This is a genomic window from Stenotrophomonas sp. STEN056, from assembly GCF_056759635.1.
In genome coordinates, this window is record NZ_JBRRDL010000031.1 from 22,104 (window position 1) to 48,119 (window position 26,016).

The 26,016-nt window shown below is 63.2% G+C and carries 27 protein-coding genes; 11 read left to right on the forward strand and 16 right to left on the reverse strand.

What is annotated here, in order from left to right; translation table 11 throughout:
• The first annotated feature begins 11 nt into the window (after positions 1–11).
• The gene (locus tag ACVOLO_RS14625; protein ID WP_481571045.1) at positions 12–152 is read left to right on the forward strand and encodes a hypothetical protein; all 141 of its coding nucleotides are present in this window, start codon (positions 12–14) and stop codon (positions 150–152) included.
• Between the two features lie 154 nt (positions 153–306).
• Here the strand turns inward: ACVOLO_RS14625 and ACVOLO_RS14630 are convergent, their stop codons facing one another.
• Together ACVOLO_RS14630 and ACVOLO_RS14635 are read right to left on the reverse strand one after the other, a co-directional pair.
• Complete coding sequence (locus ACVOLO_RS14630; protein ID WP_481571046.1) at positions 307–807, reverse strand: hypothetical protein; 501 nt, start codon at positions 805–807, stop codon at positions 307–309.
• Positions 808–858: 51 nt separating this feature from the next.
• A complete protein-coding gene (locus ACVOLO_RS14635; RefSeq protein WP_481571047.1) occupies positions 859–2,130 on the reverse strand; it encodes a hypothetical protein in 1,272 nt (423 codons plus the stop codon).
• A gap of 511 nt (positions 2,131–2,641) precedes the next feature.
• Between ACVOLO_RS14635 and ACVOLO_RS14640 the strand changes: the two genes are divergently transcribed.
• On the forward strand, positions 2,642–4,114 hold the full coding sequence (locus tag ACVOLO_RS14640; RefSeq protein ID WP_481571048.1) for an MFS transporter: 1,473 nt from the start codon (positions 2,642–2,644) through the stop codon (positions 4,112–4,114).
• An 87-nt stretch (positions 4,115–4,201) separates the two neighbouring features.
• On the opposite strand, the gene ACVOLO_RS14645 is transcribed toward ACVOLO_RS14640, so the two are convergent.
• Both ACVOLO_RS14645 and ACVOLO_RS14650 read right to left on the reverse strand, forming a co-directional pair.
• Entirely contained in the window at positions 4,202–4,507 is a 306-nt protein-coding gene (locus ACVOLO_RS14645; protein ID WP_481571049.1) for an MliC family protein, read from the reverse strand.
• Positions 4,508–4,823: 316 nt separating this feature from the next.
• Positions 4,824–5,990 (reverse strand): alpha/beta hydrolase, encoded by a 1,167-nt coding sequence (locus ACVOLO_RS14650; protein WP_481571050.1) that lies wholly within the window; start codon positions 5,988–5,990, stop codon positions 4,824–4,826.
• 47 nt (positions 5,991–6,037) lie between these two features.
• Here ACVOLO_RS14650 and ACVOLO_RS14655 point away from each other — a divergent pair, with 47 nt between their 5' ends.
• Positions 6,038–6,925, forward strand: a complete 888-nt coding sequence (locus tag ACVOLO_RS14655) for an AraC family transcriptional regulator (RefSeq protein WP_481571051.1) — start codon at positions 6,038–6,040, stop codon at positions 6,923–6,925.
• A 206-nt stretch (positions 6,926–7,131) separates the two neighbouring features.
• Here the strand turns inward: ACVOLO_RS14655 and ACVOLO_RS14660 are convergent, their stop codons facing one another.
• The 6 genes from ACVOLO_RS14660 to ACVOLO_RS14685 form a co-directional block, all read right to left on the reverse strand.
• Positions 7,132–7,803: a hypothetical protein gene (locus ACVOLO_RS14660; protein ID WP_481571052.1), complete on the reverse strand. Its 672-nt coding sequence runs from the start codon at positions 7,801–7,803 to the stop codon at positions 7,132–7,134.
• Between the two features lie 141 nt (positions 7,804–7,944).
• Positions 7,945–8,187 carry a hypothetical protein gene (locus tag ACVOLO_RS14665; RefSeq protein WP_481571053.1) on the reverse strand — a complete coding sequence of 81 codons (243 nt, stop codon included), beginning with the start codon at positions 8,185–8,187 and terminating at the stop codon, positions 7,945–7,947.
• An 8-nt stretch (positions 8,188–8,195) separates the two neighbouring features.
• Positions 8,196–8,810, reverse strand: a complete 615-nt coding sequence (locus ACVOLO_RS14670) for a hypothetical protein (RefSeq protein WP_481571054.1) — start codon at positions 8,808–8,810, stop codon at positions 8,196–8,198.
• A gap of 162 nt (positions 8,811–8,972) precedes the next feature.
• On the reverse strand, positions 8,973–9,818 hold the full coding sequence (locus ACVOLO_RS14675) for a TSCPD domain-containing protein (RefSeq protein ID WP_481571055.1): 846 nt from the start codon (positions 9,816–9,818) through the stop codon (positions 8,973–8,975).
• A 79-nt stretch (positions 9,819–9,897) separates the two neighbouring features.
• Positions 9,898–10,704 carry a hypothetical protein gene (locus tag ACVOLO_RS14680; RefSeq protein WP_481571056.1) on the reverse strand — a complete coding sequence of 269 codons (807 nt, stop codon included), beginning with the start codon at positions 10,702–10,704 and terminating at the stop codon, positions 9,898–9,900.
• A 146-nt stretch (positions 10,705–10,850) separates the two neighbouring features.
• Positions 10,851–13,001 (reverse strand): adenosylcobalamin-dependent ribonucleoside-diphosphate reductase, encoded by a 2,151-nt coding sequence (locus ACVOLO_RS14685; protein ID WP_481571057.1) that lies wholly within the window; start codon positions 12,999–13,001, stop codon positions 10,851–10,853.
• A gap of 460 nt (positions 13,002–13,461) precedes the next feature.
• On the opposite strand from ACVOLO_RS14685, the gene ACVOLO_RS14690 reads away from it, so the two are divergent.
• The 7 genes from ACVOLO_RS14690 (at position 13,462) to ACVOLO_RS14720 (ending at position 19,673) form a co-directional block, all read left to right on the forward strand.
• Positions 13,462–14,892 carry a Do family serine endopeptidase gene (locus ACVOLO_RS14690; protein WP_481571058.1) on the forward strand — a complete coding sequence of 477 codons (1,431 nt, stop codon included), beginning with the start codon at positions 13,462–13,464 and terminating at the stop codon, positions 14,890–14,892.
• A 170-nt stretch (positions 14,893–15,062) separates the two neighbouring features.
• Positions 15,063–15,422, forward strand: a complete 360-nt coding sequence (locus ACVOLO_RS14695) for a hypothetical protein (protein ID WP_481571059.1) — start codon at positions 15,063–15,065, stop codon at positions 15,420–15,422.
• 5 nt (positions 15,423–15,427) lie between these two features.
• Complete coding sequence (locus tag ACVOLO_RS14700; protein WP_481571060.1) at positions 15,428–15,913, forward strand: phage holin family protein; 486 nt, start codon at positions 15,428–15,430, stop codon at positions 15,911–15,913.
• Entirely contained in the window at positions 15,910–16,353 is a 444-nt protein-coding gene (locus ACVOLO_RS14705) for a protein sip-5 (RefSeq protein WP_481571061.1), read from the forward strand. Before ACVOLO_RS14700 ends, ACVOLO_RS14705 begins: the two co-directional genes overlap by 4 nt.
• A 41-nt stretch (positions 16,354–16,394) precedes the next feature.
• On the forward strand, positions 16,395–17,492 hold the full coding sequence (locus ACVOLO_RS14710; RefSeq protein ID WP_481571071.1) for an AI-2E family transporter: 1,098 nt from the start codon (positions 16,395–16,397) through the stop codon (positions 17,490–17,492).
• Between the two features lie 68 nt (positions 17,493–17,560).
• Complete coding sequence (locus tag ACVOLO_RS14715; protein WP_481571062.1) at positions 17,561–18,268, forward strand: HAD family hydrolase; 708 nt, start codon at positions 17,561–17,563, stop codon at positions 18,266–18,268.
• A gap of 34 nt (positions 18,269–18,302) precedes the next feature.
• Entirely contained in the window at positions 18,303–19,673 is a 1,371-nt protein-coding gene (locus tag ACVOLO_RS14720; RefSeq protein WP_481571063.1) for a leucyl aminopeptidase family protein, read from the forward strand.
• A 67-nt stretch (positions 19,674–19,740) separates the two neighbouring features.
• On the opposite strand, the gene ACVOLO_RS14725 is transcribed toward ACVOLO_RS14720, so the two are convergent.
• The 5 genes from ACVOLO_RS14725 to ACVOLO_RS14745 all read right to left on the reverse strand — a co-directional run bounded on the left by ACVOLO_RS14725 (position 19,741) and on the right by ACVOLO_RS14745 (position 24,286).
• Complete coding sequence (locus tag ACVOLO_RS14725) at positions 19,741–20,547, reverse strand: hypothetical protein (protein WP_481571064.1); 807 nt, start codon at positions 20,545–20,547, stop codon at positions 19,741–19,743.
• Positions 20,548–20,748: 201 nt separating this feature from the next.
• Complete coding sequence (locus ACVOLO_RS14730) at positions 20,749–21,351, reverse strand: response regulator (RefSeq protein ID WP_481571065.1); 603 nt, start codon at positions 21,349–21,351, stop codon at positions 20,749–20,751.
• Positions 21,348–22,547 carry a sensor histidine kinase gene (locus ACVOLO_RS14735; protein ID WP_481571066.1) on the reverse strand — a complete coding sequence of 400 codons (1,200 nt, stop codon included), beginning with the start codon at positions 22,545–22,547 and terminating at the stop codon, positions 21,348–21,350. The genes ACVOLO_RS14730 and ACVOLO_RS14735 overlap by 4 nt, the downstream gene beginning before the upstream one ends.
• 39 nt (positions 22,548–22,586) lie before the next feature.
• Entirely contained in the window at positions 22,587–23,366 is a 780-nt protein-coding gene (locus ACVOLO_RS14740) for an ABC transporter permease (RefSeq protein ID WP_481571067.1), read from the reverse strand.
• Positions 23,366–24,286, reverse strand: coding sequence for an ABC transporter ATP-binding protein (locus ACVOLO_RS14745; protein ID WP_481571068.1), 921 nt, complete (start codon positions 24,284–24,286; stop codon positions 23,366–23,368). The genes ACVOLO_RS14740 and ACVOLO_RS14745 overlap by 1 nt, the downstream gene beginning before the upstream one ends.
• A gap of 203 nt (positions 24,287–24,489) precedes the next feature.
• Between ACVOLO_RS14745 and ACVOLO_RS14750 the strand changes: the two genes are divergently transcribed.
• Positions 24,490–25,743, forward strand: a complete 1,254-nt coding sequence (locus ACVOLO_RS14750) for an efflux RND transporter periplasmic adaptor subunit (RefSeq protein WP_481571069.1) — start codon at positions 24,490–24,492, stop codon at positions 25,741–25,743.
• On the opposite strand, the gene ACVOLO_RS14755 is transcribed toward ACVOLO_RS14750, so the two are convergent.
• On the reverse strand, positions 25,682–26,016 hold a 335-nt coding region (locus ACVOLO_RS14755), incomplete at its 5' end, for a hypothetical protein (protein WP_481571070.1). The genes ACVOLO_RS14750 and ACVOLO_RS14755 overlap by 62 nt on opposite strands.

The following is a 26,016-nucleotide window of genomic DNA, read 5'->3' on the forward strand; positions in this document are numbered from 1 at the left end:
GCCGGTCACCAATGATCAAAGCGGAACGATTACAAGCATCACAAGCTGATCACCCGGGCGCGAAGCTGACAATCAATGCCAGCGCGACCACCAACGCGCCGATGATGACGATTCCGCGCTTTGAAAGTCAGCTACTGAAGCTTGCTGCGTGATGGCAGGTTGTTCCTGCAATAGCATCTCCGCTGAAGCGCAGCGATGCCCTTGAACAGACTGACCTCGGCATGCATGGCACTGGGGAAGGAACGCTGCACATCATATCGACACGCCTTTCATCGCCGCCGGAAGCGCTGCACTTGCCTGGGCGGCCTACCACGCAGGCACCGCGCCGTCCTGCCGCCCCAACTTCCAAAGCATCTCCTCGCAAGCCATCGGTTTGATCCGACACCCCACAGCGAACTGCATCTGCTTCGCCGCTTTCACTGCATTCGTGAAACCTGCATCGTCAAGCCAATCCCGGCGTTCAAACACCCAGGCATTCTTGCTGCAGACCTCTGCTGTCCAGGTTGCCCAACGGATCATGTCCATATCTCCGGCCGCAGCCATGAAAGCAGGATCAAACTGCGGACAGAAATAGGCAATGGCCCACAACGGATCTGGTATGGGGTGATCGTTCGCTCTTCTCATCCAGCGCACACCCAACTCCCCCAACAGCAGATCGCAACTTATGCGGAGGATCAGATACTCAGATTCGTACTCAGCACAGAGCACACGGGAATCACAGCCACTCATCCGGAAGCGCCTGTGGAAGTGAGGGATTATCGAATAGGCCTGAACCAGGGCTTCCCACCGCGTCTCAATGGATCGCATTTTCACTCCCACTGCAGGCCGCACCTTGAAGCCCCATCGCCATAAGCCTGCTCAAAACTGACCCCGCTCTGTCCCCTGCATCCAGGTGTGCGGTCGCGGCGTCCACTCCCCCTCACCCAACACTGCCTCAAGCAGATTACCGAGGGGATAACCCAGATGCTGCTCCGCAGACAGGCCACCATCACTCATCTGTGCCGCTGCCACGAATGCGCGGAACGCGCGCTCATCACCTGCCGCCAGCGAGGTGATCTTCTTGGCCAGGTCGTAGGAGAGCCGGTTGCCATCATCCGTCGCCAGGAACGACTTGCCCGACCAGAACGTCTGGATGCTCTCCTCGTTCCAGTACGCCGCATGCTGAGCAGCAATTTCATGCGGGAAATACAGCTGCGCACCTGGTGCAGCCAACTGCGGGAACAGGGTGTGCTCGGTGTTCACAGCGAGCCCTTCGTTCAACCAGGCCGGTATTGGCAGATGCTGCAACAGGCAATGCGTGAGCTCGTGCGCGATCACCGGCTCCATCGTCTCGATCGCTTCCAGCGGCATTACGAAGTGCCCATAGCCGGCCTTGATGAACATGCCCGAGGACATCGCGTACTCACCGCCTTCCGGGTAGTAATGTGACACGTAGGCGTAGTAGTCATCGGTGTCCGCGAACACCATCACCACGTACTTGCCAAAGCCCTGCCCGACAGCCAGTTCGCTCAAGCTTCGGCTGATGCGCTTGAGCATGCGCTGACAGGTTTCCAGGACCACCACGGCGGGTCGATCCTGCAGGTTCGACAGCAGCAGGAAATCGGCGGATTCGGTGACGCGGTAATGTTCACCCAGTTGCTGGTTCATCGCCTCCAGCCATTCCCGCGCCGCCGACGTCCGGTAGACATGCACGGACGCGCTGTCCATCTGCGCTGGCGCATCCTGGTCGATACGTTCCCAGTCGGCGATGGGAAGACGTGTTTCGGCGTACCAGTGCATCCGTACCGGAACGCGCGGCACCACCTTCGATGGCTGTCGCCGTGTCCGCGAGCGCGTGCGCGCCCTCAGCAGCCAGCCGATCGCGATGACAAGCAGAAGCGTCACCCCGAGAACGACCGGGATCACCAGTGCCGATTGCCTTTCAACGCTTCTATCCACCGTATGCACGGGAGCCTTCCTGCGCTCCTCCAGCATCGCAATGAGCGCCGCCTCCCCGGATGCAGGGGTACTGGCCGGGACTGGATCGAGCGGGGCGGGCGGCCCGGCCACCACACTCTCTGAAAACGCGACGGCAAGAAGCAGCACCACATAAAACACCGTGTACAAACGCTTATAGCTCTCCCCTGCCATCCTTTGCCTCACGCCCTATCTCCTTGATGTGGTCCGCATGATAGGGGGTGAATGTCACGAGGGGGGATCCGACACGCCAGGGCACGGGGCGCACCTGTTTGTGGATATGGTCGCGGTGAAGCTTCTGCCATGGCAGAAATGGCAGGCCGTGAGTCGCCGGTTTTCAGGGAAGCTTCCATGGGTTGTGCCGCTGGAGCAGAGAGGTTTCCCCAGATGTTCTTTCTTAAAGACCAGGGCAGGGGCAGCTTTCTGAGTGCTGCTATCGAGAACGTCTTGAAGCAGCCTGTTTCCACATTGCCCCATCCGCATAACGCGGCTTTCCCTGCGTATTGATGGCGCATGCAACAGCGCAGCTTTCCAGTCTCACGCGCGCAATGAGATTCACACACAAAACGCTTTATTCAACCCATATTCCAGCACCGCCGTCTATCGTGCGCAGGCTTCGCGCCTCCGCATGACGGCAACCTGCGCCCGGATGGCGCGCGATGGCAGGTGAACCAAGGAAATGGAAATGACCTCCTCCAACCGCTGGCTGGTGCTGGCCATCGTCTCAAGTGCACTGTTCCTGATCGTCATCGACATGACGGTGCTGTATACCGCGCTTCCCTCGCTTACCCACGACCTGGCGGCAAGCGCCACGGAGAAGCTGTGGATCGTCAATGCCTATGCCTTGGTTGCCGCAGCACTGCTGCCCGGCCTTGGCGCGCTCGGCGACCGGCTGGGCCACAAGCGCATCTTCCTGGCCGGCCTGGTCGTGTTCGGCATCGCATCGGTGGCTGCCGCATTTTCGCCGACGCCGGCATGGCTGATCGCTTCGCGTGCGCTGCTCGCCGTGGGTGCGGCGATGATGATGCCGGCAACGCTGTCGTTGATCCGCTTGACCTTCACCGACGAGAAGGAGCGCTCTTTCGCAATCGGCATCTGGGCCGCCGTTGCTTCCGGTGGCGCGGCCTTCGGCCCGGTGGTCGGTGGCCTGCTGCTGGAGCATTTCTGGTGGGGTTCGGTGTTCCTGATCAACGTGCCGGTGGTGATCCTTGCCCTGCTGGCCGGCGGCTTGCTGTTGCCCACGCGCCCGGGCAATGCCGCACACCCGTGGGACTTCATCGGCTCGGTGCAGGTGATGGTCGGCCTGGTCGGCCTGACCTACGCCATCAAGGAAGTCAGCACGCGCAATCCGTCATGGGCGATTGCCAGCCTTGCGCTGGTGGTTGGCGTGATCGCGATGATCATCTTCGTGCGTCGCCAGCTGCGCAGCAGCGCACCGCTGATCGACTTCTCGTTGTTCGCGAACCCGCGTTTCTCCGCCGGCGTCGCCACCGCGCTGGTCGCTGCCGGTTCGCTGATCGGCGTGGAGCTGGTCTTCAGCCAGCGCCTGCAACTGGTGCTCGGGCATTCACCGTTGCAGGCCGGCCTGCTGATCCTGCCGATTCCGCTGGCGGCCTTCGTTGCCGGCCCGCTGACCGGGCTGGCCTTGCCGCGCATTGGTGCGATGCGTGTGCTGTGGTGCTCGCTGCTGATTGCCGGCATCGCGCTGACTGCCTACCTGCTCAGTTACCAGCGTGAGGCATGGTTGTGGCTGCTTGCCATGTCCGGCATGGGCTTCGGCATCGGCGCGGCAATGACTGCAGCGTCGAGCGTCATCATGCTGTCCGCACCAGAGGGACGTGCCGGGATGGCGGCGTCGGTGGAAGAGGTTTCCTACGAACTCGGCGGCGCGCTGGGCATCGCCATCCTCGGCAGCCTGATGTCCGCGCTGTACACCCACGCGATGGTGTTGCCGCCGGGTATCGCCGCCGAAGCCAGCGACAGCCTCGATGAAGCCCTGCTCATCGCCGAGCAGCTCGGCCACACCGAAGCCAGGCAACTCACCCAACTGGCCGGTGCAGCGTTCGACCAGGCTTTCATCGGCGTGGTCGCGACGGCGGCCGCGTTGTTGATCGTTGTTGGCCTGGCGATCTGGCAGCGGGCATCCAAAGCCGCATAACGCCTTCGGCAAGGCAACACATCCTGCCAAACATGAGAGGGCCAGCGCGGTGCTCCCGCCCTGGCCCTTTGTGTTGGAGCAGCCTGCTTATTTTTCGCGGCACTGCCTCGGCATCATCCGGCCAACCGTGTAAGTCAGTTCGCTGCCCTTGCCGCGGATGGAATGCGTGGCCGTGCCATAGGCGACGCCCGAGCCGCTCACCTGCTGCGGCAAATCCAGCAGGCTGCCATCGGGCTGCACGACACGCGCGACATCATCGCCATAGACAACCGTAAGGTCAGGGCCACCCTCGCAGGTATAGCTGACCCGGCGCTCGCCCGTGGCGTTGCTGGCTGGAGTAGTCGCACAGCCGGCCAGGCCGGCCATCAACGCAGCGACGACAATCTTTTTCATCACAGTTCTCCGATTGGAAGGGTTGTGTCCATGCAGCCTTGTTAGCGGGCCCTGCTCCAGCCCGCGTTCTTCCATCATTGCACTGCTCCCGCCGCAATCCATCCATACGCTCATCACAGCGGGCGATACAGCCCCCAACCCGTGCCTGCAGTTGCTCAAGCAGGACAACCGCCTGGAACTGACCCGAGCAGTACACCGGCACCGGCAAACTCAGCACGCAATGCAGGGTAAACACGATCAAAAGTGGCCTTCCATGCACCCGCGCCAATGGCCGTTGCGGCGCGTGGTGATTATGGCCCACTCCGCCCTCGGTGCCTCAAGCCACACTTGGCAGCGTATCAACTTCGGTTTCATCGATGGGTGGAAACCGGCTCGCCCGCGTTGCCTCGGCGTCATTCCCTGCACCCGTCTCAAGCCCACGGCCCACGCCGGCCGGCGATTCCACATCATCTGCGTGATCCGCCCCGGCAGTCCTCTGCCCGACCGCCCAGTCAATGGCCTGCCTCATTCTGGCAATGGCATGACGGCTCTCCGGCAACGTATCGCCATAGCCGTGGAATTCATGCGTCATGTGCGGCCATACGTCCAGGCGTATGGCCGCACCCTCGCCTGCTGCGCGCCTGGAGAACTCGCGGATCATGTCGACCAGGATCTCCTTGTCCCCGGCCTGTATGTAGACAGGTGAAGCACCAAGGAAGCGTTTTCCCATCGGCGACAGTTCTTCATCCGTCCAGGGCGTCTCACCTTTCAGCCATTGCGCGTATTGGAGGGTTTGATACCCCTGCACCATGTCGTAACGGTCATTGCCAAACTGGCTTTCGCCCATCCTGCCGATGTACGTCCAGGGGCTGATCGCCATGGTCAACAAGGGTTGCGGAAGCGCGAAGTCCTGCAGCGCCGCCAGCGTCATCAGCACCAGGTGGCCACCCGCGGAGTCGCCGCACAAAATCAGATCCGCAGGCCTGGTCGCCTGCGAGATCATGAAGCGGTACGCCGACAGTGCGTCTTCAATTTGTGCGGGATGTGGATGCTCGGGAGTAAGCCGGTAATCCAGCGAGAAGATGCGAACCTGCAGCATCTCCGACAGCAGCGCGATGAAATTGCGCGTCACTGCGGCATGAAAGCTGTAGCCACCCCCATGGAAGTACAGCATGGTGAGCGGCCCTGCATACCCGTGCGGCGTAAACCACTCGCCGGGTGGCTCCCCTGCCGTGCTTCTTCTCGCCTCCACCGCCGGGGGTTCCCCGGAGGTGGTGAAGCAACTGTCGAAGTAGGCGCGACCTTCTGCAATATCGCCCAGCGCAAAGGCATGGTTGAACTGCCGGCGATAAAACAGCGTGCCGGTTTCAAACGGAATGGACCATTCCGGAACCAGGGGGCGACCTATCGCCCTGCGCGCCAGCACCGCCGCCAACGTGCTTGTCAGCACCCAGGCACTGCGTAGTCGGTGTGATAACTTCCCCTGGAATATGGTTCTGGGCATGTGACCGTGCTCGGCGTCTCGATGAAAGAGCACGGATCTTCAGAGGCATGACTGGCGTCGGTATAGAACACAAGCGACATGCAACGCCGTCAGCGAACACGGCCCGTCTGTATTTCCCCCCACCCGCACTGGCACGGCTTTTCCATATCGCCGTTGAGCGCGATACCCGCGGCGTGATGCTGGGCGCCGCACAGCGGACAAACATATACCCCGCTTCGCCGCTGCCGTCGTTGTCCTGGATACTGGAAGGGCAGCTGCATATGGTCAGCGCCGAGGCACATGCGCCGCCACCCACGCTCTCAAAACCACTCGCACCGTTTGTTTTTTCCGGCCCTTTCCGCAGACCGGCTGCAAGCTGGTCGCCCGGCCCCATCCGGGCCGTGATGGTCAGCTTCTATCCCGATGCACTTGCACGGCTGTGGGGCATCCGGCTGCAGGATTACGTAGATGCCGTCGTTCCCGCCGAGCAGGTGCTTCCTGCCGACGCGATGGAAGCCTTGTCCACCATCGCCGCCGCTGACGCCCCGATTGATGCACTGGAAGCAGTACTGGCATCACTGTGGTCCGACACTCCCGCCCCAACGCAGATCGCAGGCGTAACCGACTGGCTTGCCTCACTGACGGCTCCCGCCCCGCTGACCCGTATAGGTGTGGGGCTGCGGCAGATACAGCGGCGAATAAAGAGCATGACCGGCCAAAGCCGGCGCGACCTTGAACTGTATGCACGCATCGAAACGGCATTTGCATACGCCAACCACCACGGGGATGATCTCGCCGCCATCGCCGCAAGTACCGGCTACAGCGACCAATCCCACCTGGGACGCGAAGTGAAAAGAGTCACCGGCTTATCGGCGCTGCAACTGCGCGACAGGATCCCCAGGGATGAAGCGTTCTGGCTTTACAGGCTTCTGGACGAAGGCTACCGGAGCAGATGAGGCTGCCTGGCAGTTCATACAGCGCCGCTGCATCCGCATCCACCGCAGAGCACAGATGCAGTTCCCATCGCGCAGAGGCTCAAACTGCTGAGCTCACTCCGGGAGCCAATCCGCCACGAGATGTTCTGCTCTGAACAACGCAAAAGGCCGAAGGGGGAACTCGGCTTTGCATGCTGTTTCGCATATTCCTACCCGCCCAAACCGCATCAGGCCGTCGCATTCCGTTTCTCTGCCTCAAGCAACAACGCCTGATAGAGCTGCAAGCGGATGCGCATCAGGTTGGCAACGCTCACGACGACGTACAGCAGAGCCAGGAATACGCCAAGCACGACCTGCCATGTCGGCATGGCCAGCAGACCCTTCCATTGGCTGATGAAAAGAAACATGGACGCAAAGACCGGCAGCATGCCGAGTCTTTCGACGCCACCTGCAAGAAAGCCAATTTTGGCGGTTAGTTGCCCAAGATGTAGACGGACAACACATTCAGCCTTAGTCAGCTCTGTGGCCGAAAACCCAGCCAGCCAATCCAGCATGTGGTCAAAGTACCTGCGATCGTGGTCAAGTTGCTGCACCTGATCCTTCCGCCAGCGCCAGAGCTGCAAGCCCATTACACCGCAGTTCCTGATAATGCTGGGAAGTCCAGCGGCGTAAAGAATAATCAGCCCGCTCTTCGTGGCGTCGACCATCCACTGTGCCGGCCCCAACCACTTCGCCAGAAAATACGGCGCCAATCCCAGCACTGCTCCGGCAAACGCGACGATGTGCGACACCTTCAACCATCGCGGTGTGTTCAATACACCCGCAGGCCCATCCGGCACATCGCGCAGGCGCTGGTCCAACGCCGCGAAGGACAATCCCTGTCTACGATCAGCCTTCATCTCCACCTCCCAATTCCTGATGCGGCCCATCTTATCGGCATCAGTTCATGCTTCGTGCTTTCGAGGCGCCGCCTCTGGCCTTCCGCAATAAGGAAGGGCCAGAGCGGAAATCCGAATCTGACCCCTATTTCCCTTTTTTCCTTACTTTTCCGGCATCGGCCCTTTGAGCTCGTTAAGTGTCTCGAAATACCGACGGTGAGTAGCACGCAACTGATCTTCGGAAGGGGCCTCCAACAAGATCACTTCAACCACAGCTTCCGAGCCGAGCAACTCGATCTCTCTTTCAACCTTCTTCGTGGAAGCAATCAAGCGTTCTGCGTCATCGAAGGATTTCATCGACACCAACTTAGAGGCCCCTCGATCATACTCAACCAGAAAAATCATTCCCGACCTCAATATTTTCCGCGGAAAAGCGATCGAATCTCACGGAGCGAAATCTTCTCTCGTTCATTTATCAGCTTCGCATCTGCGAGCAAATCCTTACTTCTACCGAGGCGATTTTTTTTTGCCATGTTCACCATTTTTTCGTGGCGAACATTTTCAAGCTTACCTGTGGCGACTGAGAGTTTATTGAGAAACCTCAATGCGTCCTCATCTCCAGCCCCATACTTGATGGAATGCCCAACTGTATCAGCGAGTTTTTCAGATATCTCAGCCCAAGCGTGCTGAATTCGAGTACGCACTTGAATCTCCACCGGCCGTCCATCCTTTTTTGCAACCACATGCACAGCGCGATATCCATTCGTTGGCTCACGGCGCTTATCATCGACTTGAAGATCAAGATCGGAAAGTAGAATCATCAAGTTCTCAATCACTAAATCCTGTTCAGCCAGGTTATCAACTAGAACCCGACAACCAGCCACATCCTGCACTTGGTTAAGCCGAATGGTCTCGCGCTTCAGCTTCTCCACTAACGCAACTGTAGATTTTGAAGGGCGGCCAGTTATCTGCAAGCCCATTGCTTCAACCAAGACTCGCTCTACATGTCGGTATGCTTCGGAATGCATTGCACGGTACTGCTCCAATTTATGCAATATATCCGCATCCACCTCTCCACGCCTCAGCCGCCCACCCAGCTTATCTATCTGAGTATTACTAAGCATCCTCCCCCCATAAGATCCTAAGCAAAAGCTCGGCGTTGCCGGGCTTTTGCTAAAAAAATTTTTTAATCAACCGCACTTGCTATACCCACAATTCAAGCAAGTCTGGCAGCCGTCCATAATCACCAGCGCCTTGGTGCTGCACTTGTGGCACATGGTGGCAGCGGACGGGAAGCTGCCGTTGTCGACGGTTTCGGTGTCGGCTTCGAGGACGAAAACCTCAGAAGCTACCCCTCCCCTGCCCTCCCCTTCGCTTTGCGAAAGGGAGGGGGTTGCAGCTGCGCTCGGCGTGGTTGCCGGGGCTGCAATTACTTCACTGTTTTTTTTTGAGCGTTCTTCAAACTGCTTGCGCTTCTCGGCGATGAGGGCCCGCTGGTGGGCGCTCATTTCCGGGTCGTGCAGCAGGCCGATCGACTTCATGTGGTCTTCGACAATGGAGCCCAGCTCTGCCACCAGCGACGGCATGTACACGCCACCGGCCTTGAAGTAACCGCCCTTCGGGTCGAACACGGCCTTCATCTCATCGACGATGAAGGTGACGTCGCCGCCCTTGCGGAACACGGCGGACATGATGCGGGTCAGCGCAACGATCCACTGGAAATGCTCCATCGACTTGGAGTTGATGAAGATCTCGAACGGGCGGCGCAGCTCGTGCTCGGTGTCCTGGTTGAGCACGATGTCGTTGATGGTCACGTAGAAGGCGTGCTCCACCAGTGGCGATTTGATCTTGTAGGTGCTGCCGATCAGCATTTCCGGGCGCTCGATGCGCTCGTGCATGTGGACGATGTTGTCCGCCGCGGATTCGACCGGGGCCACCGCCGGCGCGGCGTTGGCCGCTGCAGCTGCTTCGCGGGCCTTGTCGTCCGGAGTGATGACGGAGTAGCCCTTGATTTTCTTGTCGATCTTGACGGCCATGGTGCGAGTCCTGGTTATGCGGTGCGTACGGATTGCGGCAGCAACCCCGCCCCTGGCGGGACGGGGTGCGCGGTGCGGCTTACTTGCGGGCGGCCTTCTTGACGGCCTTCTTTACAGCGGTTGCCTTCTTGGCAACGGTCTTCTTGGCCGAAGCGGCCTTCCTGGCGACCGTCTTCTTGGCGACGGTGGCCTTGCGGGCAACCTTCTTCTCGGTGGCCTTCACGGTCTTCTTGACGGCGGCAACCTTCTTGCCGGCCTTCTTCTCGACCTTCTTCACTGCCTTTTTGGCGGCGACGGTCTTCTTGCCGATGACCTTGGCCACCTTCTTCTGGGCAGCCTTCACCGACTTCTTCGCAGCGGCGGTCTTCTTGCCGACGACCTTGGCGACCTTCTTCTCGGCAGCCTTCACCGACTTCTTGGCGGCTGCGGCCTTCTTGGTGACGGCCTTGGCCACCTTCTTCTCGGTCGCCTTGACCGACTTCTTCGCAGCGGCAACCTTGCTGGCGGCCTTCTTCTCGACCTTGGCGATGGCCTTCTTGGTTGCAGCCTTCTTGCCGGCGCCCTTCTTCTTCAGCTCAGCGGCTTCGGCCTTGGCGTTGGCCTTGGCGGCTTCCAGCTTGCTGCGCACGGAGGAAACGGTCTTCTTCACTTCTTTCTTGGCAGCGGCGGCTTTCTTGGCCACGACCTTCTCGGCCTTCTTGACGGCCTTCTTCACCTTGGCCACCTGCTTCTTGGCGTCGGCACCCACTTTGCGCGCGCGGGTCTTGACCACGGCAACGGTTTCAGTGGCGGTGGCAGCGAGGGTCTCGCCCAGATGGGTTGCAGTTTCTTTCGCGTTTTCAGCAACCTGGGAGACGGTCGCCGTTACACCATTACCATTGCTCATAGTGCCCTCCTCAGGGCGTCGGGTCTGTAATGCTGGCGATGCTATATCGAAGCGGATGCGACAGGAAACAAACGCACAACAACAACCCGGTGGCGGCCGCCACCGTGCTGCCACTCCGCAAGCTTGCGGAGCGGCAATGAGGGCACTCAGAACTTGCCGTAGTAGCCTTCCTTGAGGGCATCGAACAGGTTGGCGGCGGTGTGCATTTCGCCGTCGTACTCGATCTGCTCGTTGCCCTTGACCTCCACCACCTGGCCGTCTTCCAGCTCGAAGCGGTAGGTGGTGTTTTCCAGGTCCGCTTCCTTGACCAGCACGCCCTGGAAGGCGGCCGGGTTGAAGCGGAACGTGGTGCAGCCCTTCAGGCCCTGCTCGTGGGCGTAACGGTAGATGTCCTTGAACTGCTCGTACGGGTAATCGGTGGGGACGTTGGCCGTCTTGGAAATGGAGCTGTCCACCCACTTCTGCGCGGCGGCCTGCACGTCCACGTGTTCCTTGGGCGAGATGTCGTCGGCGCTGATGAAGTACTCCGGCAGCTGCGCGTCGGCGTCTTCGGCAAACGGCATGGCCTTGGCGTTGACCAGCGCGCGGTAGGCCAGCAGCTCGAAGGAGAACACGTCCACCTTTTCCTTGGACTTCTTGCCTTCGCGGATCACGTTGCGGCTGTAGTGGTGCGCGAACGAGGGCTCGATGCCGTTGGAGGCGTTGTTGGCCAGCGACAGGCTGATGGTGCCGGTCGGGGCGATGGAGCTGTGGTGGGTGAAGCGCGCGCCAACCTCGGCAAGCTCCGCAACCAGCTCCGGGGCCACCGTGGCCACGCGCTGCATGTAGCGGCTGTAGCGGGCGTGCAGCACCTTGCCGGTGATCTTCTGGCCGGCCTTCCAGCCGTCCTTCTTCATTTCCGGGCGCTGGCGCAGCATGGCTGCAGTGACCTTGAACTCTTCGTCCATGATCGGCGCGGCGCCCTTTTCACGGGCCAGCTCCAGGCCGGTTTCCCAGCCGGCCACGGCCATGTCGCGGGCAATGGCTTCGGTGAACTCGCACGACTCGGACGAGCCGTACTTCATCTTGAGCATGGTCATGGTGCTGCCCAGGCCCAGGAAACCCATGCCGTGGCGGCGCTTGCGCATGATTTCCTGGCGCTGCTGTTCCAGCGGCAGGCCATTCACTTCCACCACGTTGTCCAGCATGCGGGTGAACACGCGCACCACTTCCTTGTACTCGTCCCAATCGAACGAGGCCTTGTCGGTGAACGGGTCGCGCACGAACTTTGTCAGGTTGACCGAACCCAGCAGGCAGGCGCCGTACGGCGGCAGCGGCTGCTCGCCACACGGGTTGGTGGCGCGGATGTTTTCGCACCACCAGTTGTTGTTCATCTCGTTGACGCGGTCGATCAGGATGAAACCCGGCTCGGCATAGTCATAGGTGGAGACCATGATCATGTCCCACAGGTGACGGGCACGGATGTGGCCGTACACCTTGCAGGCCACCAGGCCGTCGTCGCGGACGATGTAGTTTTCGTGGGTCGGCCATTCGCGCCAGACCAGGTCGTTGGCGTTCTGGTCGACCTCGGCCTGTTCCTTGGTGTTGATCGGGAACACCAACTGCCAGTCGGCGTCGTTCTTCACCGCGTCCATGAAGCCGTCGGTGATCAGCAGCGACAGGTTGAACTGGCGCAGGCGGCCGTCTTCGCGCTTGGCGCGGATGAAATCCTTCACGTCCGGATGCGACACGTCGAAGGTGCCCATCTGCGCGCCACGGCGGCCACCGGCCGAGGACACGGTGAAGCACATCTTGTCGTAGATATCCATGAAGGACATCGGCCCGGAAGTGTAGGCACCGGCGCCGGCCACGAAGGCACCGCGCGGGCGCAGGGTGCTGAACTCATAGCCGATGCCGCAGCCGGCCTTCAGTGTGAGGCCTGCCTCGTGCACCTTTTCCAGGATGCCGTCCATCGAGTCGGTGATGGTGCCCGACACGGTGCAGTTGATGGTGCTGGTGGCCGGCTTGTGCTGCTGCGCGCCGGCGTTGGAGGTGATGCGGCCGGCGGGAATGGCCCCGCGGCGCAGCGCCCACACGAAGCGCTCGTACCAGTAGGCGCGCTTTTCGTCGGTGGCTTCGGCATCGGCCAGGGCACGCGCGACACGCTGGTAGGTGCCGTCGATATCGGCATCCAGCGCCTGGCCTGCCTTGGTCGTCAGGCGGTACTTTTTCTCCCAGATGTCCTGCGAAGCAGGTTGCAGGGGAATCAGGTCCGACTTGGTTTGATTGCTGACCACTTCCAGACGCACCGTACTCATTTGTGGGAATTCTCCTGGGGCACCAAACGGTGCGATTTACCTTTCCCCGGCAGGCCGGGCTGCAACGACAACGACGCGCAGGCGCGTGCTTACGCGCCTGTTGGCGGGATGGAATAAAGCCGGGGACTGCCGGTTTTCTGCATCACTGTCGCGGTCATTGCACGCCTTCCGTTGGGGTGCTTGCACCCCGAGCGATAACCCTACTGCTTGGGGACATTTTTCACATCAACCCAACATCTAGTGGGTGATGGCCAGACCAAGCTTACCCACCGGCGGGGTGAAGTCAAACAAAAAATCTGCCTTCGGACTATTGCATTTCGTGCAGGGCGCGCCGGCCTTGGGGTTGCGGTGCGAAGGAGAATTTCATTGTCGATTTAGGCACCACCGGCCACACTCCTGTTCAGCAATCCACCCCGCCTCCGGCCCGCCGTCGGCGCCCCTGCATGGAATCTCTCGGCTTATGCGACCGCTTCCCACGCTGCTCACCCTTGCCCTGGCCGCTGCCTTCGGCGGCTTTACCGCCAGCGCCATCAACGCCCACCTGGACAACCGCGCCGAAGCCGCCACCAATGCCTCGACGCTGCTGCCCACCACTGCCGCCCTGCCGGCCTCAGTGGCCGGGCAGCCGGTGCCCTCGCTGGCACCAATGCTGGAACAGGCCATGCCGGCGGTGGTCAGCGTCAACACCAAACAGGTGGTGCGGGTACGCAACCCGTTCTTCGACGACCCGTTCTTCCGCCGCCTGTTCCCGCAGGTGCCGCAGGAGCGCATCAACGAGTCGCTGGGCTCGGGCGTCATCATTGATGCGGCCAAGGGCCTGGTGCTGACCAACCACCACGTCATCGACAACGCCGACGACGTGCGCGTGACCCTGGCCGACGGGCGCACGGAGCAGGCCGAATTCATCGGCTCGGACCCGGACACCGACATCGCGCTGATCCGCATTCCAGCCGAAAAGCTCACCGCCTTGCCGCTGGGCAACAGTGACCAGCTGCGCGTGGGCGACTTCGTGGTGGCCATCGGCAACCCGTTCGGCTTCAGCCAGACGGTCACCTCCGGAATCGTGTCCGCCGTGGGCCGCAGCGGCATCCGCGGGCTGGGCTACCAGAACTTCATCCAGACCGACGCCTCGATCAACCCGGGCAATTCCGGCGGCGCGCTGGTCAACCTGTCCGGGCAACTGGTCGGCATCAACACCGCCAGCTTCAACCCGAAGGGCAGCATGGCCGGCAACATCGGCCTGGGCCTGGCCATTCCGTCCAACCTTGCCCGCGACGTAGTGGAGCAGCTGGTGACCAAGGGCGTGGTGGTGCGTGGCACGCTGGGCGTGGAAACCCAGAACCTGACCCCGCAGATGGCCAATGGCCTGGGCCTGAGCGAAACCCGCGGCGCATTGATCACCCGCGTGCTGGCCGGCTCCGGAGCCGCAACGGCAGGGCTCAAGGCCGGCGACGTGGTGCTGGCCATCAACGGCCAGCGCGTGGACAGCGCGCAGGCGCTGCACAACTACGAAGGCCTCTCCACGGTTGGCCGCACGGTGGACCTGGACGTGCGCCGCGACGGCAAGCCGCTGCAGCTCAAGGCCACCTTGAAGGAACAACCCCGCGCCGTCAGCGGCGACACGCTGGACCCGCGCCTGGGCGGCGCCACCTTTGCCGACCTGCCCGAATCACTGCGCCAGGCCGGCCTCAACGGCGTGCTGGTCAACGACGTGGCACGCGGCAGCCGCGCCGCGCAGTCGGGCCTGGCCAGTGGTGATGTGATCCTGGCCGCCAGCAGCGGGCAGTTCACCGACCTGGCCAGCTGGCGCGCAAGCTTCGGCACGCGCCCGCAGCAACTGGTGCTGAGCATCCTGCGCGGCAACGCCCGCGGCCAGTTGGTGATGCGATGATGCCGCGCCTGCACCTGCGTGTTCATGCCAGCTGCACCGGCATGGCGACGCGGTGCAGGGATGCGGTGAACAGGTTCTAACGTTCCTTACACCCGACAACTGCTATTGATGTCGTTCTTGTTGTAACCGCGCCACCCTTCGGCGCCCTCTGCTGAAACCAGGAGATCTCGATGAGCCCCACCAACACTGAAAACATGAAGGAACATCTGGGCGAGGCCGGCGCACACCTGAAGTCCGCCGCTTCCGCCGCCGGCAGTGCGGTCAAGGGCGCCACCGGCGCTGCTGCCGACGAACTGCGCCTGGGCAAGGCCAACCTGAAGGCCGAACTGTCCGACAGCGCGCTGTCCGGCCTGGCTGCCGCCGAACTGTCCGGTGCCGCTGCCAAGGAGCAGATGGATGCGTTGATGGACAAGAGCAAGGACCTGATCGACAGCGCCGCCGACCTCATCCGTGAGCGTCCGCTGGCCTCGTTTGGCGTGGCCTTCGCGGCCGGCTGGATCATCGCCAAGCTCGCCCGCAGCAACGACTGATCGGCGTGAGCGAAAACGCGACACCGCCCGAACAGGAAGGCACCAACCCCGGCCAGGCGCCGGGGCTGGAGGAGAGCATCCGCCAGGTAGGCGCGGCCGGCCGGCAGACACTGGACGCGGCCAGCCACACGCTGCGCTCGCTGCGGCGCCTGGCCTCGGCCGACATCGCCCTGGCACGCAGCGCTTTTGGCCGGGCATTGGCCTGGAGCGGGGTGGCCATTGTGTTCGGCGCGTCGGCATGGCTGCTGCTGGCGGCCACGTTGATCGCCTTCCTGCAGTACATCGGCCTGTCCTTGTTTGTCGCGCTGCTGATCACCACGGTGACCAGCCTTGCCATCACCGGCTATGCGGTGTGGCGGGTGTCCTACTTCTTCCACCACACCGGCATGCATGCCACGCGGCGGCAACTGTCGCGGCTGGGGTTGTTCGATGAACCCAGTGCGGAAGACCCCGATGCCGAGGTGAACATTCCAGAGCGGGAAAAGCCATGAATTTCGACGCGCTGCAACGCCGCGTCCGCCGCGCCGAAGCCGTGGTGCAGATCCGCAGCGAAGAAACCACGCAGCAATGGACCGCGCTCAACAGCGTATGGCGCAGCGCCTGGACCCCCGGGCGCATCGTCATCGCCGGCCTGGCCGGTGGCTTTCTGGCCGGCAAGCTGGAACCGGGCGGGGCGTTCAGTGGCGCCCGCTGGCTGCAGATGATCGGATCGGTGTCCGGGCTGGTCGCCTCGGCGCAGGCGTCGGTGGCATCGTTCGCTGCCGCGGCCGCCGGCATGGCCGCCAGCCAGGCCGACGAAGCCGCCGATGACGCCGAACACGCGGCCGAAGAAGCAACAACGGGGCCGGCGGCCGAGCAGCACAGCACCGCTGCGGCAACGCCGGTGCAGCCACGCGCCGCCGAGGCGGCCACGGAACTGTCAGAATCCTGAGCACGGCGCACATGCGCCTTCCCACCCTGGGGCGCCTGCGCATGTCCTCGCCGCTGACTGAAACAACGCCGCCCCCCAGCGAACCGGCACCCCTGCCACCGCGCCCGCGCGCACCGATGGCGCTGGTGGTGCTGGCCACGCTGGCTGTCGGTTACACGTTGTGGGCCGCGCAAAGCGTGATCCTGCCGATATTGCTGGCCATGTTCTTCGCGCTGGTCGGCAACCCCATCATCCGCCTGCTGCAGAAGCTGCACCTGCCACGCCTGCTGGCCGCCCTGCTGGTGGTCGCGGGCGGGCTGGCCACATCCGCCGCGCTCGCGGTGCAACTGGCCGGGCCGGCCACCGAATGGGTGCAGCAGGCGCCGCAGCAGATGCGGCAGATATCGCGCCAGGTACAGGCTCTGGTCAAACCTGTCCGGCAGGCCAATCAGGCCGCCGAGAGCTTTGCCCGTGCGGCCGGCGGTGACGACAACCGCAAGGTGCAGGTAATCCGTACCCAGCTGGACGACCCCTATGGCGCGCTGGTACGCACGCCCAAGCTGGCGGCCTCAGTGTTGGCGGTGGTGCTGCTGACGCTGTTCTTCATGAGTTACGGCGAAAACCTGCAGCGGCATGTGATCGCGCTGATGCCCAACCGCCAGCAGAAGCGCTTCACCACCGACATCCTGCGCTCGATGGAGCGCGAGATATCGCGCTATGTGCTGACCATCACCGTGATCAACACCGCACTCGGGCTGGTGCTGGCCGGGGCACTGATGCTGCTGGGCATCGACCTGCCCGACGCGCTGTTGTGGGGCACGGTGGCGGCGCTGCTGAACTTCGCGCCCTACGTGGGGCCGTTGATCGGCATTGCATTGATGCTGCTGGTGGGCTTTGTCGAGTTCCGCGACCCGCTTACCGCCACCTTGCCGGCGCTGTGCTACCTGGCCCTGCACACGCTGGAGGGGCAACTGGTCACGCCCATCGTGCTGGGACGCAGCATGGCGATATCGCCGCTGATGCTGATCCTGGCGTTGATGCTGTTCGGCTGGCTGTGGGGCATCGTCGGCCTGCTGCTGGCGGTGCCGTTGCTGGTCTGCGTGAAGCTGGTACTGAGCCGGCTGGACGGCATGCAGGGCTGGGCCAAACTGCTGGAATAAGCCTGCACCGTTCACGTTGGCCATGGTCAGCACCGACGGCCGGCGGCGGCTTGCCGTAAAATGCCCGGGTGAATTTTCCTGTCCTAGCCATCACCCTCGACCTGGACGACACACTCTGGCCATTCGCGCCCATCGGCGCCCGCATTGACCAGGTGCTGCACGACTGGATGCTCGAGCACAGCCCCGCCACCGCAACGATGTACCCGGTGCCGGCCATGCGTGAACTGCGTGAGCGTTCGTTCCGCGACAACCCCCACCTGCATTACGACCTGAGCGCACTGCGCCGGTTGACGCTGGCCGAAGCACTGGAAAACAGCGGGGCAAGCAGCGACCTGCTGGAGCCGGCGTATGAGGCGTTCTATGCCGCGCGCAACCAGGTGGAGTTCTACCCGGACGCACTGGATGCGCTGCGCCGCATCGCCGCGCGCGTGCCGGTGGCTGCGGTGAGCAACGGCAATGCCGACCTGCAGCGCATTGGCATTGGCGAGTTGTTTGCCTTCCAGCTGGGTTCGCGCGAATTCGGCGCGGCCAAGCCGGACCCGGGCATCTTCCACGCTGCCTGCGAGCGCCTCGGCGTTGCCCACGCGCAGGTACTGCACGTCGGTGACCATGCCGAAATGGATGTGGCCGGTGCGATGCGCGCGGGCCTGCGTGGTTGCTGGATCAACCGCGAATCACACACATGGACCGACCCTGCACTGCAGCCTGACCTGCAGTTCGACACCCTGACCGGGCTGGCCGACTGGCTTGATGCCAACGCATCGGCACAGCGCTGAACCCACGGTCACTTTCAGATACGAGATGCAGATCATGACGCCCCTCAACGGTTTCACCTCCGACGCCAGCAATGCCCTGCCGCTGTACGTGCTTGATCGCGAGAGCTTTGCCGCGTGGAACGCGCAGCAGCCGGCCGCCATTCAAGCGTGGCTGGCCAGCCAGCAGTTCACCGCCGCGCACACCACCGTTGCACTGCTGCCAGGTGCCGACGGCATTGCCGGTGCGGTGATCGGCGTGGGTGACCGCGCCGATGCCTACGCCTACGCACACGCCCCGTTTGCACTGCCGGCCGGCACCACGTGGAAGCTCGCCAACCCGCTGGACCCGGTCAGCGCCACCAACCTGCAGCTGGGCTGGGGCCTGGGCAGCTACCGCTTCGCCCGTTACCGCAAACCTGCGCGGGCGCCGGCGCAGCTGCTGGCCAGCCCGTCGCAGGAAGTGCTGGACGTGGTCACCGCCTGCCTGCGCGTGCGCGACTGGGTCAACACGCCCACCGAAGACATGGGCCCGCAGCAGCTGGAAGACGCCGCGCGCGAACTGGCCGACGCCCATGGCGGCGCGCTGGAAGTGATTGCCGGTGATGAACTGCTGGAAATGAACTTCCCCACCATCCACGCCGTTGGCCGCGCCTCGCACCGCGCGCCGCGCCTGATCGTGCTGCGCTGGGGCAAGCAAGATGCACCGCATCTGGCGCTGGTCGGCAAGGGCGTGTGCTTCGACACCGGCGGCCTGGACCTGAAGCCGGCCGACGGCATGCGCAACATGAAGAAGGACATGGGCGGCGCGGCGCACGCCATCGCACTGGCCGGCCTGATGATGGCGCAGCAGCTGCCGGTGCGTTTGACGCTGATCGTGCCGGCGGTGGAAAACGCGGTCGGCCCGGATGCCTTCCGCCCGGGTGAAGTGATCACCACGCGCAAGGGCATCACGGTGGAGATCGACAACACCGACGCCGAAGGCCGTTTGATCCTGTGCGACGCATTGAGCTACGCCAGCGAGCAGAAGCCGGAAGCGATCATTGATTTCGCCACGCTGACCGGCGCGGCGCGCATTGCATTGGGCCCGGACCTGCCGGCGCTGTTCTCCAACAACGACGTGCTGGCCAACCAGTGGCTGCAGGCCGGCGATGCCACCCGCGATCCGCTGTGGCGCATGCCGCTGTGGCACCCGTACCTGCGTTACCTCAACAGCGGCATTGCCGACCTGGCCAACTCCGGCTCACGCATGGCCGGCTCGGTCACCGCTGCGCTGTACCTGGAGCGTTTCATCGACGAAGGCCAGGTGTGGGCGCACCTGGACGTCTACGCCTGGAACGACGGCGAACGCCCGGGCCGCCCGGCCGGTGGCGAAGCTTTGGCGCTGCGTTCGGCCTGGGCAATGTTGAAGACGCGTTACGCCGGCTGAGGAAGCCAGCGTTTAGTTGGTCCGAAGCCCCCGCATACCGCGGGGGCTTTTTTTTGCGGAAGGAAGCTCAGTGCCGGGGAGATGGCAGCTGCGGCGGGGCCGAGGTCGCGTTCTCTGCTGTTGCAGGTTTTTCGGATGTGACAAGGCCAGCCACCGCCGGCGCAACTGCCGACGTCAGCACCCCCACATCCGGCACGTAGGTGGTCACGCTCTCACTTGCGGTACGGACGACCTCGCGGGTGTATGCACTGACCTCAATTCCTGCCCGCGTATGGCCGCGGACATGTTCTGTGAGCTGCACAGGATGACTGACGACCGAAGTTATCGAACGGATGAGGTTGCTCAGACTGGAGACGATGGTCGCAACAATGATCGCCATCAAGGGGATCGACAACCACATCACACTCAGTTTGAAGAGCGCCTCGCGAACCGGAACTCGACGCAAATAGTTGGCATACAGGAAGGTGACCAGCGCATATGCAGCGGTCAATGCCGGCACCATGCCTTCCGGCGCCTGATCGTCAAACAGAACCCGCGCCATCAACAGTGCATAGATCACCACGCTGACCATGGCGTCAGGCAGCAGGGAAAGCAGCCCCTGAAATGAACGAACAAGGTTATAGATGACGAAACAAATAATGATCAGCCATCCAATGATCGGAATCAGCCCAAGCAGCATCACCAACAGCGCAAGAGCGATACGCGCCAGTATTTCGAGATGAGCGTCTCGATATATCAAGTAATAGATGAAATACGCCACAGCGCTGAAGAGAACCAGCCCCAGCACAATCGGGAGCAGGATGACAGGCCCCATAAATACAATCAGGCCTACCGCCCACAATGGCAGCAGGATCACATACCCCGGGTAGCGCATTTTGCTTCCTTCCTTGGATTCGACTATCGGTCAGTATGCCAATCCCGCATATCGGCCAGCCATGTTGCAACTTGAGGCAGCATGCAGCCCTGCCCCAAACCCGTGGGCATCCGCACCAACATCACACCGCACGCTGGGTGACTCCGGTTATGGGGGTCTTCCAGCCTCTACCCGCTTCGCGGCCTTGGCCGCTCCTACGAATTACAGCCAGCCCTTCTGCCGCGCCAGCCGATACGCTTCGATGCGGTTGGCCACGCCGAGCTTGCCGATGCATTCGGACAGATAGTTGCGCACCGTGCCGTGCGAGAGGCCGAGTTGCTCGGCGATTTCATTGGCCGAACGCCCCTCGCCGGCGAGCCGCAGCACCTGGCGCTCGCGGTCGTTGAGCGGATCGGCTTCGGACCAGGCTTCCATCGCCAGCTGCGGATCAATCGCGCGGCCACCGCGCTGCACCTGGCGCAAGGCCTCGGCCAGTTTTTCGGCAGGCGAATCCTTGAGCAGATAACCCTGCACACCGGCATCCAACGCGCGCCGCAGGAAGCCGCTGCGCGCAAACGTGGTGACGATCACCACCTTCACCGGCAGTTGATGGCGCTGCACGCGCTGGGCCAGTTCCAGCCCGGTCAGGCCGGGCATTTCGATGTCGGTGACCAGCACATCGGGCGCCAGCCGCTGCAGTTCGCGCCATGCCACCTCACCATCGGCCGCGGTGCCCACCACCTGCAGGTCGGTTTCCAGATTGAGCAGGGCCGACAGCGCACCGCGCACCATTGCCTGGTCCTCGGCCAACAGGATGCGGATCATGCGCGCAGCTCCCGTGCGGGCTGCGCCTCATCCAGCGGCGCCAGCGATGCCGCGGCCGGATCTGCCGCCGGTTCCGGTACAGGTATGCGCACCTGCAGCCGCGTGCCCTGGCCTCTGGGGGAGTCGATTTGCAGGCTGCCGCCCATCGCCAGCACCCGCTCACGCATGCCCGCCAGGCCGTTGCCATTGGCCGACACACCGCCGCGGCCGTCATCCACGACGTCCATTTTCACTTCGCCCGGCAGCGCGTGGATGGCGATCATCGCCTCGCTGGCCTGGGCATGACGGGCGATGTTGGTGGCAGCCTCGCGCAATACCATCGACAGCCCTGATTCGATCCATGCCGGCATCGGCGGCGGCGGCGCATAGCGCAGGTGCACCCGCGAGGATTCCAGCAACAGGTGCGCCGAGGCCAGCTCGGCGACCAGGTCGGCGGCGCGGAAGCCGGTGACGGCACTGCGCACCTGCGCCAGCGCATCACGGGCGATCTGCTCGGCCTCGGACAACTCCCGTTTCGAGCGTTCCGGGTCACGCTCGAACAACTTGCGCGACAGCTCCATCTTCAGCGTGATCAGCGACAGCGTGTGACCGAGCAGGTCGTGCAGATCGCGGCCGATGCGCTCGCGCTCGGCAGTGGCGGCCAGCCGTCGTACTTCTTCATGCGACAGCCGCAAGGCGGCGTCCTTTTCGCTGCTGGAGCGCTCGACGTTGACGATCAGGCCGATGACCACGGTCAATGCGGGAATCCAGGCCGTGACCTGCCACGGGTAGCCGATCCACCACGCCAGCAGGACGAAGCCGGTATTCAGCAGTGCCAGTTCCAGCAGGTACTGGCGCATGCTGATGCAACGGTTGGTGCGCAGCATCACGCAACCGAACACGAAGTAGTTCATGCCCGAGGGATAGCTGCGCAGCAGCGCCATCGACAGCACGATCATGGCCAGCGCGAAGAGCGGTGCATTGCGCCGCGACGACACCAGGGTCATCACATAGAACAGGATGAACAGCGGGTACGACCACAGCGTGATCAATGCCCAGTGCCAGCTGTAGCCGTTGCCGAACATCGGGGTGATGAACACCCAGATCGTCCACAGCAGATGCACCGCATCAATCCACGGCCACTTGCCGAGCTTGATGTTGTCGGCCACCACCGAATCCGGGGCCGGTTGCAGCCAGGCGGGAAGATGCGGGCTCATCAACAACGGGCTCCGGGTTCAATGCGGCACATGATGCCATCACCCATGACGGCGCAGACGGCGCGCGGCGATGGCGCACACCACCACGGTGAACACAGCCAGCCACAGCACATGCGGCCACGGGCTGCCGGTATCGAAACCCACCGCGGCCTGGGCCAGTGCGTTCAGGTGATAACTGGGCCACACAGGTGCCAGTTGCTGCAGACCCCCCGGCATCATCGACAGCGGAAACCACAGGCCGGCCAGGAAGGCCATCGGCAGATACAGCAGGTTCACCACCGCCGGCGCGCCGTTGCCCTTGACCAGCGTGCCCAGCAGCAGGCCCAGCGCGCAGAACGGCACGGCGCCCAGCGTGCAGACCAGGCCGAGCTGCAGCATCTGCTGCGGCGCCAGTGATACCGCAGCCACCCGGGTGGCCAGCGTCTGCAACAACAGCACGATGATCAGTGCGGTGAGTACGGCCATCACCATCTTGCCGATCAGGTAGGCCGCCGGCGGCATCGGCAGGGCGCGCTTGAGCGTGAGCAGGCCGTTCTCGCGCTCCATCGCCAACGCGATGCCAAAGCCGAACAGCCCCGGCCCCATCACTCCGAACGTCGCATAGGCGGCCAGCAGGTAGCGCGGCGTTTCAGCCGGCTGACGCGCGCCCAGCACTACCGCAAACATCAGGTAGAACACCGCCGGGAACAACATCAACGGCAGCATGAAGGAGGGGCTGCGCAGGTAACGCAGGCACTCCGCGCGGATCTCCTGCAGATAGGCACCGAGCACGCGGCGGGCGCTCATGCCGGGCGCAAGCGGGGAAGTCATCAGGTTCATCAGGCCGCCTCGCACTGGTTGCCGGGGGTGCAGTCATCGGTCAGCGCGGTGAAGGCTTCCCCCAGGCCGGCCGGCTGTACTTCCAAGGCCGACAACTGCGGGTCGGCATCCAGCAGGCGCCGCACCACCGCTTCCACTTGATTGCTGCTCAGTTGCAGGCGCGCGCCGGCGCGATCGACCTGGTGCACCCCGGGCCAAGCCGCGACCTGGGCGACATCCAGCGCGCTGTGGCAACGGATCACCCGGTTGGCCACGCGCGCGCGCAGGGCATCGACACTGCCGTCACTGACGATGCGCCCGCGCAACATCACGCACACGCGGTCGGCCAGATGCTCGGCCTCCTCCAGATAATGCGTGGTCAGCACCACGCCGGTGCCCTCGCCCACCAGGCGCCGCACCGTCGCCCATAGACGCTGCCGCGCGGGCAGATCCAGGCCGACAGTGGGCTCGTCCAGGAACAACAGACGCGGCCGGCCGCACAGGGCCAACGCAAACTGCACGCGCCGCTGCTGGCCACCGGAGAGCTTGCCGTAGGCGCGACCGAGCAGGTCGTCGATGCCGGCCATGGCCGCGCTTTCGGCCAGGGCACGTGGCGCCGGGTAATAACTGGCGGTCAGCCGCAGCAGCTCGCCCACCTTCAGCGTGGGCGGCAGCTCGGCATGCTGCAGCATCACCCCGATGCCGCGGCGCGCGTCCAGCTGCTGGGGGTCGCGCCCGAACACCTGCACCTGCCCGGCATCGGCCTGCAGCAGGCCCAGCAACAGGCCGATGGTGGTGGTCTTGCCGGCGCCATTGGGGCCCAACACTGCCAGCACCTGGCCTGCATGCAGATCCAGGTCCACGCCATCGAGCGCAGGCAACATACCGTAGCGTTTGTACACGCCACGCAGGCTGGCCACTACCTGATTGCGCTGCTCCATCACGATCACCTCCAGGTGGGATGGCGCCACCTTAGAAGCGCTGCACACGGCACTGCAGTCACGCCGGTCAGGCAAAGCAGGTGACGCTTGTCACCTGCGCCCACGCCGATGCCTGCCTATCATCGGCCCTGTTGCTGACCTCCTGAAGCGTAGTTTTGCGATACCTTCGGTCACATTTCCCTTCCCACGCCGTCTTCTTCCACATGAATGCATCTGCTGAACTGCTGAAGGAACTCCGCATCGACCGCTCGGCCGCCCCGCCTCCGCGTGGCCCATCGCCCTCACGCCGCTGGCTGTGGGTAGTGATCGGACTGGTACTGGCACTGCTGCTGGCGCTGGTGATCGGCATGCTTGCCAGCCGCAAGCCGGACATCACGGTGGAAACCGCGCCCGTGGTGGCCATGGCCCAGGCCGGTGCCGGCAGCAACGCGGTGCTGGACGCCAGCGGCTACGTGGTCGCCCGGCGCATGGCCACGGTGTCGGCCAAGATCACCGGCAAGGTGCGCGAGGTGATGATCGAAGAAGGCATGCGCGTGGAGGAAGGCCAGGTGATGGCCACACTCGACCCGATTGATGCCAATGCGCAGCGCAGCCTCAACGCCGCGCAACTGGATGCCGCGCGCAGCCAGATCGGCGGCCTGCAGGCACAACTGCGCCAGACCGAGGCCGAAGCAACGCGCCTGCAGTCACTGGTCGGCCAGCAGCTGGTGTCACGCTCGCAGTACGACCAGGCCGTGGCCGCCCGCGACAGCCTGCGCGCGCAGTTGCTGACCGCCCAACACAACGCCAAGGTGGCGCAGGACGCGCTGGCCATCGCCGATCTGGGCGTGGACAACAACATCGTGCGTGCGCCGTTCTCCGGCGTGGTCACCGCCAAGGCCGCGCAGCCGGGCGAGATCGTCTCGCCGTTGTCGGCCGGCGGCGGCTTCACCCGCACCGGCATTGGCACCATCGTGGACATGGATTCGCTGGAAGTGGAAGTGGAAGTCGGCGAAGCCTTCATCGGCCGCGTGCAGCCGAAGATGGCGGTGGAAACCGTACTCAACGCCTACCCGGACTGGAAGATTCCCGGCGAAGTGATTGCCATCATTCCCACTGCTGACCGTGGCAAGGCCACGGTGAAAGTGCGCGTCGCACTGGGCCTGAAGGACCCGCGCATCGTGCCGGAGATGGGTGTGCGCGTAAGCTTCCTGGAAAAGGCCGCACCGGCAGGTGCCCAAGCACCGAAGGGTGTACGTGTACCGGCGACTGCCATCGTCCAGCGCGACGGCAAACAAGTGGCGTTCGTGTTGCAGGCCGACGACAAGGTGAAGCTGCAGGCGTTGGAAGTGGGCCAGACGATGTCCAAGGACAAGCAGGTGGTGTCCGGCCTGAGTGCCGGGCAGACGGTGGTCATCAGCCCATCGGACGAATTGAAGGACGGCGACAAGGTGACATTGGAAGGCGCGAAGAAGTAAGCGCATCTGGTGTGATCCGCACGTTGGGTTTCCTTTCTTTGCGCTGAGCGCAGGGAAGGATCCGGAAGAAGCGCGGTCGCTTTGGTTTTTGGCTTTGGTTTTTGGCTTTGGCTTTGGCTTTGGCTCTGGCTTCTGCTTGTGCTTCTGCTTCTGCTTCTGCTTTTGCTTGTGCTTCTGCTTCTGCTTTTGCTTCTGCTTTTGCTTTTGCTTGTGCTTTTGCTTCTGCTCCAGCTTTACCCCCTCTCCCGTTCACGGGAGAGGGTTGGGGTGAGG

Bases quoted from the DNA above. Each gene is read 5' to 3' on its own strand.
- ACVOLO_RS14625 (WP_481571045.1), top strand. From the start codon at position 12: ATGATCAAAGCGGAACGATTACAAGCATCACAAGCTGATCACCCGGGC.
- ACVOLO_RS14630 (WP_481571046.1), bottom strand. From the start codon at position 807: ATGCGATCCATTGAGACGCGGTGGGAAGCCCTGGTTCAGGCCTATTCG.
- ACVOLO_RS14635 (WP_481571047.1), bottom strand. From the start codon at position 2,130: ATGGCAGGGGAGAGCTATAAGCGTTTGTACACGGTGTTTTATGTGGTG.
- ACVOLO_RS14640 (WP_481571048.1), top strand. From the start codon at position 2,642: ATGACCTCCTCCAACCGCTGGCTGGTGCTGGCCATCGTCTCAAGTGCA.
- ACVOLO_RS14645 (WP_481571049.1), bottom strand. From the start codon at position 4,507: ATGAAAAAGATTGTCGTCGCTGCGTTGATGGCCGGCCTGGCCGGCTGT.
- ACVOLO_RS14650 (WP_481571050.1), bottom strand. From the start codon at position 5,990: ATGCCCAGAACCATATTCCAGGGGAAGTTATCACACCGACTACGCAGT.
- ACVOLO_RS14655 (WP_481571051.1), top strand. From the start codon at position 6,038: ATGACTGGCGTCGGTATAGAACACAAGCGACATGCAACGCCGTCAGCG.
- ACVOLO_RS14660 (WP_481571052.1), bottom strand. From the start codon at position 7,803: ATGAAGGCTGATCGTAGACAGGGATTGTCCTTCGCGGCGTTGGACCAG.
- ACVOLO_RS14665 (WP_481571053.1), bottom strand. From the start codon at position 8,187: ATGATTTTTCTGGTTGAGTATGATCGAGGGGCCTCTAAGTTGGTGTCG.
- ACVOLO_RS14670 (WP_481571054.1), bottom strand. From the start codon at position 8,810: ATGCATTCCGAAGCATACCGACATGTAGAGCGAGTCTTGGTTGAAGCA.
- ACVOLO_RS14675 (WP_481571055.1), bottom strand. From the start codon at position 9,818: ATGGCCGTCAAGATCGACAAGAAAATCAAGGGCTACTCCGTCATCACT.
- ACVOLO_RS14680 (WP_481571056.1), bottom strand. From the start codon at position 10,704: ATGAGCAATGGTAATGGTGTAACGGCGACCGTCTCCCAGGTTGCTGAA.
- ACVOLO_RS14685 (WP_481571057.1), bottom strand. From the start codon at position 13,001: ATGAGTACGGTGCGTCTGGAAGTGGTCAGCAATCAAACCAAGTCGGAC.
- ACVOLO_RS14690 (WP_481571058.1), top strand. From the start codon at position 13,462: ATGCGACCGCTTCCCACGCTGCTCACCCTTGCCCTGGCCGCTGCCTTC.
- ACVOLO_RS14695 (WP_481571059.1), top strand. From the start codon at position 15,063: ATGAGCCCCACCAACACTGAAAACATGAAGGAACATCTGGGCGAGGCC.
- ACVOLO_RS14705 (WP_481571061.1), top strand. From the start codon at position 15,910: ATGAATTTCGACGCGCTGCAACGCCGCGTCCGCCGCGCCGAAGCCGTG.
- ACVOLO_RS14710 (WP_481571071.1), top strand. From the start codon at position 16,395: ATGTCCTCGCCGCTGACTGAAACAACGCCGCCCCCCAGCGAACCGGCA.
- ACVOLO_RS14720 (WP_481571063.1), top strand. From the start codon at position 18,303: ATGACGCCCCTCAACGGTTTCACCTCCGACGCCAGCAATGCCCTGCCG.
- ACVOLO_RS14725 (WP_481571064.1), bottom strand. From the start codon at position 20,547: ATGCGCTACCCGGGGTATGTGATCCTGCTGCCATTGTGGGCGGTAGGC.
- ACVOLO_RS14730 (WP_481571065.1), bottom strand. From the start codon at position 21,351: ATGATCCGCATCCTGTTGGCCGAGGACCAGGCAATGGTGCGCGGTGCG.
- ACVOLO_RS14735 (WP_481571066.1), bottom strand. From the start codon at position 22,547: ATGAGCCCGCATCTTCCCGCCTGGCTGCAACCGGCCCCGGATTCGGTG.
- ACVOLO_RS14740 (WP_481571067.1), bottom strand. From the start codon at position 23,366: ATGAACCTGATGACTTCCCCGCTTGCGCCCGGCATGAGCGCCCGCCGC.
- ACVOLO_RS14745 (WP_481571068.1), bottom strand. From the start codon at position 24,286: ATGGAGCAGCGCAATCAGGTAGTGGCCAGCCTGCGTGGCGTGTACAAA.
- ACVOLO_RS14750 (WP_481571069.1), top strand. From the start codon at position 24,490: ATGAATGCATCTGCTGAACTGCTGAAGGAACTCCGCATCGACCGCTCG.